General features: G+C 67.1%; 9 protein-coding genes. 4 read left to right on the top strand and 5 right to left on the bottom strand.

Annotated elements, in window-relative coordinates:
* On the top strand, positions 1-900 hold a 900-nt coding region (locus DSP71_RS01510; RefSeq protein ID WP_113680190.1), incomplete at its 5' end, for a bifunctional UDP-2,4-diacetamido-2,4,6-trideoxy-beta-L-altropyranose hydrolase/GNAT family N-acetyltransferase.
* On the opposite strand, the gene pseI is transcribed toward DSP71_RS01510, so the two are convergent.
* Positions 901-1,962 (bottom strand): pseudaminic acid synthase, encoded by a 1,062-nt coding sequence (pseI, locus tag DSP71_RS01505; RefSeq protein WP_061015098.1) that lies wholly within the window; start codon positions 1,960-1,962, stop codon positions 901-903.
* A 130-nt stretch (positions 1,963-2,092) separates the two neighbouring features.
* Between pseI and DSP71_RS01500 the strand changes: the two genes are divergently transcribed.
* Both DSP71_RS01500 and DSP71_RS01495 read left to right on the top strand, forming a co-directional pair.
* On the top strand, positions 2,093-2,791 hold the full coding sequence (locus DSP71_RS01500) for a glycosyltransferase family 29 protein (RefSeq protein WP_218867328.1): 699 nt from the start codon (positions 2,093-2,095) through the stop codon (positions 2,789-2,791).
* A gap of 46 nt (positions 2,792-2,837) precedes the next feature.
* A complete protein-coding gene (locus DSP71_RS01495) occupies positions 2,838-3,203 on the top strand; it encodes a hypothetical protein (protein ID WP_058632624.1) in 366 nt (121 codons plus the stop codon).
* Positions 3,204-3,221: 18 nt separating this feature from the next.
* On the opposite strand, the gene DSP71_RS01490 is transcribed toward DSP71_RS01495, so the two are convergent.
* Genes DSP71_RS01490 through DSP71_RS01480 form a run of 3 tightly spaced genes read right to left on the bottom strand, consistent with a single transcriptional unit; the run spans position 3,222 to position 6,674 of the window.
* Positions 3,222-3,812, bottom strand: a complete 591-nt coding sequence (locus tag DSP71_RS01490; protein WP_113680189.1) for a hypothetical protein — start codon at positions 3,810-3,812, stop codon at positions 3,222-3,224.
* Positions 3,813-3,816: 4 nt separating this feature from the next.
* A complete protein-coding gene (locus DSP71_RS01485; RefSeq protein WP_058632626.1) occupies positions 3,817-4,779 on the bottom strand; it encodes a glycosyltransferase family 2 protein in 963 nt (320 codons plus the stop codon).
* The gene (locus DSP71_RS01480) at positions 4,776-6,674 is read right to left on the bottom strand and encodes a glycosyltransferase (RefSeq protein ID WP_113680188.1); all 1,899 of its coding nucleotides are present in this window, start codon (positions 6,672-6,674) and stop codon (positions 4,776-4,778) included. The genes DSP71_RS01485 and DSP71_RS01480 overlap by 4 nt, the downstream gene beginning before the upstream one ends.
* Positions 6,675-6,825: 151 nt before the next feature.
* On the opposite strand from DSP71_RS01480, the gene galE reads away from it, so the two are divergent.
* Positions 6,826-7,815, top strand: a complete 990-nt coding sequence (galE, locus tag DSP71_RS01475) for a UDP-glucose 4-epimerase GalE (protein WP_058632628.1) — start codon at positions 6,826-6,828, stop codon at positions 7,813-7,815.
* Between the two features lie 13 nt (positions 7,816-7,828).
* Here the strand turns inward: galE and DSP71_RS01470 are convergent, their stop codons facing one another.
* Entirely contained in the window at positions 7,829-9,106 is a 1,278-nt protein-coding gene (locus DSP71_RS01470; RefSeq protein WP_113680187.1) for an O-antigen ligase family protein, read from the bottom strand.
* Positions 9,107-9,108: the final 2 nt, after the last annotated feature.

Raw genomic sequence — 9,108 nt, 5'->3', positions numbered from 1 at the left:
GATCCGCGCGGCCGGGAGGAGGTGCGGGAGGCTGCCACCGCATCTGTCCATGACATGCAGGTGCGCGGATTCGTCGATGATCTGCCTGCCCTGGCGCGCGAGCATGATCTCGCGGTGACAGCGGCCGGGACGTCCGTGTGGGACTTCGCGTGCATGGGCGTTCCGATGGCCGTCCTGTGCGCTGTCGACAATCAGCGTCCTGGCTACGCGAACGTCGTGAGGCGGGGGCTCGCGGTGGGGCTCGGTGTTCCGCCCCATGCCGATCTGGAGGCACGGGTCGTCGAGCTGGGTGCTCTTCTGCATGACGGCGACGCGCTGGCGGCGCAGTCAGCCGCGCTTCGGGACACGGTCGACGGGCTCGGGACATGGCGGATCGTCGCATCCTGGGAGCAACTCGTCGATGCAGGGCCCGACGAGCCCCGTCCCTCGCCTCCGATCAGCGTGCGCCCGGCGACGCGGGACGACGCCAGGGTGCTCTACGACTGGCGCAACGACGAAGCCACTCGAGCGCACTCCCGGTCGAGCGAAGCTCTCGAATGGGATTCGCACGTCTCGTGGCTCGACCGCACCCTCGCCGATCCGGACCGCCGGCTCCTGGTCATCGAGTCGGAAGGACGACCGGTGGCCTCGACGCGGTGGGACCGGCGTTCCCCGACGGACTGGGAGGCGTCGATCACGATGGCCCCGGAACAGCGCGGACGTGGTCTCGCCGGTGCTGTGCTCGCCGCCTCGGAACAAGCCCTGATCGTGGATGCGCCGAGTCGCCTCCTCGCGACCGTCCACACCACGAACACGGCCTCTTCGAAGCTGTTCCAGCGGGCAGGATACCTGCCGCACCTTCCCGCCGACGCCGGCGGCTTCGCCACGTTCGCGAAGTGGCGTCTCTCGCCGGCTGGCTGACTAGAGCAGATCCCAGGACAAAGGGGTGCCCCGGTCCGCATCACGAGTGAATCGACGCCCTTCGACCAGTCCGTAGGCTTCCGGTGCCAGACCGCCGGCGGGGCGGATCGAGCGGACGTTCGCCGCGCTGACGACGTCGCCGGCGCGGACATCCGCCGTCACGTACAGGGACCGGCGGAGTGCGAGGACGGTCTGCTCCTGCGGTGTGGGACCGAAGGCGGTTCCGCTTCCTGCGGCGATCCGTGCCTGCTCCGACGCGCTGACCAGGGAGGCGAACTCGGCAGGGCTCAGGGAGAAGTCGGCGTCCACGCCTCCGTCGCCCCGGTCGAGGGTCACGTGCTTCTCGATCACCACGGCCCCGAGAGCGGCCGCCGCCACAGCGACCCCGATGCCGAGGGTGTGGTCGGAGAGTCCGATGGGCACGTCGAAGGCCTCGCGCAGCGTCCGGATGTTGCCCAGCCGCGCTTCTTCGGGGATGGCCGGGTACGCCGCGGTGCAGGCGAGCAGCACCAGCTGCGTGTTGCCGGAGTCGCGGATGGCTGTCACCGCGGCGTCGATCTCGGAGAGCGTGGCCATCCCCGTCGAAACGATCATGGGCTTGCCCGTGCGAGCGACCTCGCGGAGGAGCGGAAGGTCGACGATCTCCGCGGACGCCGTCTTGTAGAGCTCGACGCCGAGACCCTCGAGGAACTCGACGGAAGTCGGATCGAACGGCGTGGAGAAGGGGATCAGGCCGTGTGCGGCGGCGCGCTCGAAGATGGGCGCGTGCCACTCCCAGGGCGTGTGCGCCTCCTGGTACAACGAGTACAGATTGCGTCCACCCCAGAGATCGTGGTCGCCCTTCACGCGGAACTCGGGACGGTCGGAGTCGATCGTGAGCGTGTCGGCGGTGTAGGTCTGGATCTTGAGGGCATTCGCCCCGGTCGATGCCACGGCATCCACGATCGCGAGCGCTCGTTCGAGATCTCCGTTGTGGTTGCCCGACATCTCGGCGATCGTGAACACGGGGGAACCGGTGCCGATCTTCGCCGAGGAGAGATCGATGGTCTGCGCAGAAGTCACGCCGACAACTCTAGACGGGGGAGTTCCTCGAAGACGCGACCTGCCTTGCTCGGGGAGGTGCGCTCCGGCCCCGCGGACCCCAGGACCGCAATTCCGGATGAGCCGGAATATTGCCCTAAGCTGTGGGTCTATGGGGCGTGTGACGGAGCTCGTCGGGGACGAGCGTGCGACGACTGGCGAGGAAGCCTTCTACGACCGGCTTCGACCGCTGGTGGAGTCGTTCGGCCGCCCCGAGGGGATCCGCCGGGTCGCAGTGGTGGGGAATCAGCCTCTGGACGAGTCTCCGGAACGTGCGGAGCGGATCGACTCCGCAGACCTCGTCATCCGCGTCAACGGCTTCCGCATGGATGACATCGACGGGCCTGCCACCGTCGGGAGGCGCGTCGACGTCGTGGTCTTCAACCGTGGGGTGCGACCGACCCCGTGGTTCTTCTCGGACTACACCGACCGTCTCTACCTCATGATCGAACCGGGGCGTCTGCTGTGGGAGAACCCGAAGACCCCCGACTTCTGGCCGCCGGACCTGGGTATCGTCACCATGCCGAACCGTGAGGTGATCCTTCCGCTCGGCGAGGCGATGGGAGTGGACCCGCACGAGGGTGGCCAATGGGCGACCACGGGCACGGTGATGCTCTGGATCGCGACCAGGCTGTTCCCTGATGTCGAGATGGACGTCACCGGTTTCTCCTTCGTGGATGCGCCGGATCAGACCGCCTGGAACCACGCTTACGGAGAACCGTCAGCTGTCGGCGCCGAACACCGCATCGACCTCGAATCCATGCTCTTGCGCGAGTGGATCGACTCCGGGCGTATCTCCTATCACCGCTGATCTCCAGACCCGACCATCACCAATCACCCGAATGATTGAGGACTGAATGCTGAACCGAATCCGTCGACGGATCGACGCTGCCGTCGTGCGCCGCGTTGATGCCAGAGTGGACGCACGCCTCGAAGAGGCCTTCGCGAACCTCGAGGGCGCCCGCGCCGACTACGAGGCTCGCTTGGCCGGCAACCAAGCGGACTTCTCCTACATCCGCTCCGAGTTCGATCGCATCGCCCCGCAGGTCGCTGCGTTGGAGCAGCGCTTCGAGTGGCTGCGTCATCAGCTCGACCTCACGAACGAGGATCCGGAGAGCGACCTCGTACGGGCGAGAGCCGAACACGAGCGTGCCCGTATCCGGCTCGAGCTCGCTTCGCACTATGAGGAGCGTCTCCGTCGTCTCGAGTCGCCCGCTCGATAGCCGCGGGCGACTCGGGCGCTAGAGGCCGGCGAGGCTGCGCAGCTGGTCGACGCTGACGCGTGCGGCGTCGACGGCCCGACCGACGTTCGATCCGGAGGACACGGCGGAGCGCAGCGCGCTCAGTCGGCTCGAGTACTCGCTCGTCGTCGTGTTCCAGTCCTCGGCGATCGACGAAGGCGGCAGCGCCTCCGACAGGCGCTGTGCGTCTCCCTGCATCGTATCCAGGACGGAATTGACGTCTCCATCGCCTTCGGACACGATGTCCAGCCCGACCAGCGCCGATTCCAGCCAGACGCCGACGCGGTCGCGGAACGCGGGAAGGGACGGGTCCTCCACGGGTGGGGGAGTGTCGACCGGAGCCGTAGGGTCGGGGGATGCGGATGAAACCGCGGAGGGCGTCTGCGTCGGCGTCGGGGTCGTCGTCGCCGTCGGAGACGCCGAAGCGCCCGGCGCCGGTGACCCGCCCCTGGGGAGGAGGAAGAACAGCAGCGCGGCCACGACGAGCAGGGCGAGGACGGAGAGTCCGACGATCAACCAGACTCGTCCGCGGTTGCGCGGCTTGGGTTCGATGGGGGCCCAACGGAGCTCGGGCTGCGGTTCGTCGGTCATGCCCTCATCCTTCCAGCGGAGCCATCGGCTGCCAGGACCGATCACGGGCGAGTCTGCCGCCTTCTCTCAGGCCTCGGAACAGGTTGCTGGTGCCCCGGACCGTCCTCTCCACGAACACCAGTCGGATGAGCTCCTTCGCGAAGGTCATCGCCGTCCCCAGCCCGAACAGCACCGGGTTGTAGACGCCGTGCACGCGGTAGTAATTCTTGATGTAGGCGCGATTGCGCATGATGTAGAAGCGGTAGGCGTTGCTCGACGCGTTCATGTGCCGGATGCCCATGTCCCATTGCTTGATCTCGCGGGTGCGGCGCAGCACGAACTCGTCCACGATCACCGCGGTCGTCTTGCGGGACGCGAGCCACCCGTACATCTGGTCGTCCCAGTAGATGAAGAAACGAGGGTCTGGCAGGCCGATCTGCGCGACGACGGAACGGTGGATGAACATGCCCTCGAAGCAGCCGCTGTTCATCTCCTTGTAGCCGGAAGTGTCGAAACCGGACGGCGCGAACGGGATCGGGATGCCCATGCGCTCGGCGATGCGGTACTGCCAGTAGAACTCGCTGCCGTCGTAGTCGTACCGGCGCCCCTGGATGCTCTTGAAACGCGGAGTCCAGAAGCCCATCCTGGCCAGGCCGTCCGGAAGGACCTCGACGTCGTCGTCCATCATCCAGATCCATTCGGCGCCGAGGTCGTATGCGGTGCGCATCCCCTCGCTGAAGCCGCCTGATCCGCCCGTGTTGGTGTCGAGACGGCGGTACACGATCTCGGTACCGATGCTGTCGCGGAACGACTCGACCACGTCCGTGGTGTCGTCCACCGACGCGTTGTCGATGATCACGATACGACCAGGCTTCGGGTCCATCGCGGTGATGCTCGTGAGCAGTCCGGTGAGAAGGTGCGAGCGGTTGTAGGTGACGATGACGATCGTCGCCGTGGTCGGGTCGAATGCAGCGGGTGCCGCGGTCATGCCTTCTCCTTGAGGATCTGCTGCCAGGACGTGGAGGAGACGAGCTCGGGGAGCGCGTCACGATAGTGCTTCTGCAGTTCGGGCCAACGGCGGCGCAGCTCGGCGTGCAGTCGGAGGGAGTCGCGGAGCATCCGGCGGTGGGTGCGCCTGTCACGGACATAGTGGAGCTTTCCGGCGGAATCCGCGGTCTCGACGAGCGCACTGTCGACGCTGCCCAGCCGCCACCAGACGGCGTCCTTCTTCCGGAACTCCGTCTCGGGCGCCGCGACGTTCTCCGGAGCGGGACGGTGAAACCAGTTCGAGACCAGCGTGGAGAGGGTCAGCCACCGCAGCTTCATCCCCTCCGGACTCATCGGTTCCTGCAGGTACCGGCGTCGTCCCGTCCGCGGGCGCCCGAGGTTCGACGTGTCGTGGTGCACGACCGTCTCCGGGAAATCGGACGCGATCGCCCGGGCTGCGGGCATCGCTGTCGCGAGGCTCTCCCGCAGATGACGCGGCCCGGCCAGGACGTCCCGCAGTGCCTTCGCGCGAAGGGCCACGGGGTAGTACTGCATCATCATGAGGTGTTTGAGGTCGACGCGACGGCTGTGCACCAGGAGCCGTCCGCTGCGGGGGGCATTCGAGTGCAGGAGCGCGGCGACGATCCGATTTCGGGCATGGAAGTACGCCTGCCAGTCGATCATGTCGTCCTTGTGCACCCATGACACGTGCCACAGGGCGACGCCGGGAAGGGATACGGTGCGGAAACCGGCCTCGCCCGCGCGCAGACAGAACTCGGCATCGTCCCACTTGATGAACGCCGGTAGGGCGAGTCCGACTTCGCGGATCACCTCGAGCGGGATGAGGCACATCCACCACCCGTTGTAATCGGCCTCCATGCGTGCGTGCAGGAAGGGGGAATCCCGCAGGCTCGCCGTCGCGAAGTCGTGGGGCATCCGCTCCGGATTGGTGTCGCCCCAGGCGAAGGCCGGCTCGTCGACGACCTCAGCCCAGCCGTGCAGTGTGCAGCGTGCCATCAGGTCGAACATGTGGCCACCGACGATGGTGGACTCGCTCGTGTAGCGGGCGAACACGATCGAGCGACGGAGGGCCTCAGGCTCGAGTCGCACATCATCGTCGAGCAGCTGCACGAACTCGCTCTCCGGACGCAGGAGCGATTCCTGCATGGCCCGAGCGAATCCACCGGATCCGCCGAGGTTGTCCTGCCGGATCACGCGAAGCGTGTCGCCGAGGAGGGCGGAGACGGCTTCGTATCCATCCTGCTCGGCGACCAAGCGGGTGCCTTGGTCGACGAGGAAGATACGGTCGACCAGCGACAGCACATCGGGGGACGATGCCAGCGTCCGCAGCGTTTCGATGCAGTAATCCGGCTTGTCGAACGTCGTGATGCCGAGTGAGGCCTTCCCGGTTCGGACCGGCTCGTGCTCCGTCTCCCAGCGCGCACCGTTCAGGACGACGGGCTCCTCATCCGCGACGACATCGAACCAGATCCAGCCGCCGTCGTCGTGGGGGCCGAGATCGAGATCGAAGGTCGTCGTGGCGTCTCCGACGACGGAGCGCGCCTCGATCCGGCGGGACTCGCCCTGCGCATCCGAACGATGCAGCAGCACGGTGCCCGATCCGGTGGAGCGCACGGTGAGACGCACGTCCCGCACGCCCGTCCAGTGGCGCCAGTATGCGGCGGGGAAGGCGTTGAAATAGGTGCTGAAAGACCACGTGCTCTTCGCCGGGACCCGCGCACTGGAGCGGTCGAGGATGCCCTCGACCGGTGTGATCGCCGCACGCGCCGCGCGTTCGTCCTCGGTGTCAGGTCGATGCTCGGCGTCCACGTAGAGGGGGAACACATCGGGGTCGTCGCCACCGGGGAAGACGACGTTCTGCAGGACGTATGCCACGGGTTGGTTTCTCCGATGTTGGTGTCACAGGCGGTTGTCGTGGGGACAGCGGCCGGACTCGACGAGCAGAGAGTAGCCTACCGTCCGCTCCCTTCGGATCAGCGGAGAGGCTCACCTCGGTGGCGAAGGGGCGACGGTTAGACTGGCTGCGATGAAGGTACTGATCACCGGCGGCGCCGGATACATCGGATCCACGGTCGCCACCGCGTGCATCGAGGCGGGCATCGACGTGGTCATCCTCGACGACCTCTCCAAGGGGCTCCGAGCCTTCTGCGAGGGTCGCGCGTTCTACGAGGGCGACATCGCCGACCAGGTGGTCCTGGAACGTCTGCTCGCCGATCACCCCGACATCGATGCGGTCATCCACTGTGCTGCACGTATCGTCGTGCCCGAGTCGGTCACGGATCCCCTCGGCTACTACGAGACCAACGTGGGAAAGACGATCGTGCTGCTCCAGCATCTGCGTGACGCGGGGATCCCACGCATCGTGTTCAGCTCTTCCGCTGCCGTCTACGAGGGGGAGAGCGGTGCGGGGGTCGATGAAGACGCTCCGCTGGCTCCCTCGAGTCCCTATGCCACGACGAAGGCGATGGTCGAGCAGATCCTCGAAGATGCGGCCTCCAACGGCGACTTCCGTGCGATCGCCCTCCGCTACTTCAACCCCATCGGCGCCGATCCGCAGATGCGCACCGGGCTGCAGAACCCTCTGCCTTCGCATGCGCTCGGGAAGATCATGCAGTCCCATGCCGCAGCCGAGGCCTTCTCGATCACCGGAACCGACTGGCCGACCAGGGACGGATCCGGGCTGCGGGACTACATCCACGTCTGGGACCTCGCGCTCGCGCACGTGGCGGCCGTCGAGCGATTCGACGAGGTCGCGACGGCGGACGACCCCTATCGGGTGATCAACATCGGCACCGGGGAGGGCGTGACCGTCCGCGAGCTGGTGGCGGCCTTCGAGCGGGTCACGGGTGAGGCTCTCGCCGTCGTCGAGACCGCGCGGCGTCCCGGCGATCAGGCCGGCGCGTTCGCGATCGTCGATCGTGCGGCTGAGGTGCTGGACTGGCGTGCCGAGCGCTCGGTGGACGACGGGGTCCGCGACGCTATCACCTGGGCGGAGAAGCTGCCCTCCATCCGCTGACGGCGCCCCTCGGCTACTCCTGAGGGCGGAGCGTCGGTATGGCTCCCGTGTGTGCTGCATCGATGTTCTCGCGCCAGGAACGCGACTGGCCTGCACGCAGGGCGCACAGCACGAGCATGAACCATCCGGCGCCGACGAGCGTGAAGCTCTCGAACATGGAGTCGACCGCCAGCGTCACCAGCATGATCGGCGTCCAGGCGTACACGACGGAGCGGCGCGTGCTCGCTACGAGCCAGGAGCGGATGAGAGCGACGCCACCCAGCAGGAGGAAGAGCACCAGCCCCGCGGCGCCGAGCTGGAGCAGCACGTCGAAGAAGGCGTTCAGCGCGCTCTGATGGCGGTCGTCGAGTTGGAAGTTGATATAGGTGAACGGGTACTCGCCCCGTGCCCAGTCGCCGAACCATCCCCATCCCTGGACCGGTTTCACGGCCACGAAATCGAGGATCGTGTTCCAGAGCGAGCCGCGGATCGAGAAGTCGGAGCCCGCATCGAGCACGGCGATGATCTGATGGCGCAGCGCGAACGCCGCCGCAAGGGCGAGGGTGACGACGACGCCGAGCGTCCACTGCACGATCGTGCGCCGGTCGGCCGGGGTGTGGCGGACGATCGTGAGGGCGATCGTGACGACGCCGACGGCACCGGCGAGCACGAGGACCGTCGGGGAGGAGGACAGCACCGCCAGGAAGCTCGCGAGAGCGATCGACGCCACGGCGAGCGGGGCTTTCACGGACTGCGTGCGCCACTCGATCACGAAGGTGATCAGCGCGATCACCGCGATGAATCCGAGCATGTTGCGGCTGCCGAAGAGGCCCTGGATCGGGCCGCCGACGGCGAGATTCCCCTGGATCCCGAGGAAGGTGAAAGGCAGATCGAGCAGCACGCCGGACAGGATCTCCACTGCGAGGGACGCGGCCAGGAGCACCCGGAGCGTGTCGCCGATCGCGCGCACCGTCTGGAGCGTGTCGCGGACGTGGCCGATCGTGATGGCGAGGAACGCGAAGCCGAAGAGCGACATCCACCCGAAGATCGTGTCGGACTTGTCTGTGGTCCAGAAGACGCTCACCAGCGCCCAGGCGAGGAAGGCGAGCAATGACGACGGCGCGATGCGCAGCAGCGACAGCTCGTCGCGACGTATCCAGAGGATGGCCGCGCCCAGCAGGCAGAGCGCGGCGATGATCGTCGCCAGCGTTGTCGCCGACGTCATCTGCTGGATGGCATAGGAACCGAACACGGCAGCCAGCGCTGCGAGCGTGAAGGCGCGTGCCAGCTCCACGGAGCCGAGCAGCCGCACGA

It is taken from the genome of Microbacterium sp. H6 (genome assembly GCF_003314775.1).
In the GTDB taxonomy this organism is placed as follows: domain Bacteria; phylum Actinomycetota; class Actinomycetes; order Actinomycetales; family Microbacteriaceae; genus Microbacterium; species Microbacterium oxydans.
Note: the sequence above shows the minus strand (reverse complement) of the source record. Positions and strands in the feature narration are given on the sequence as shown.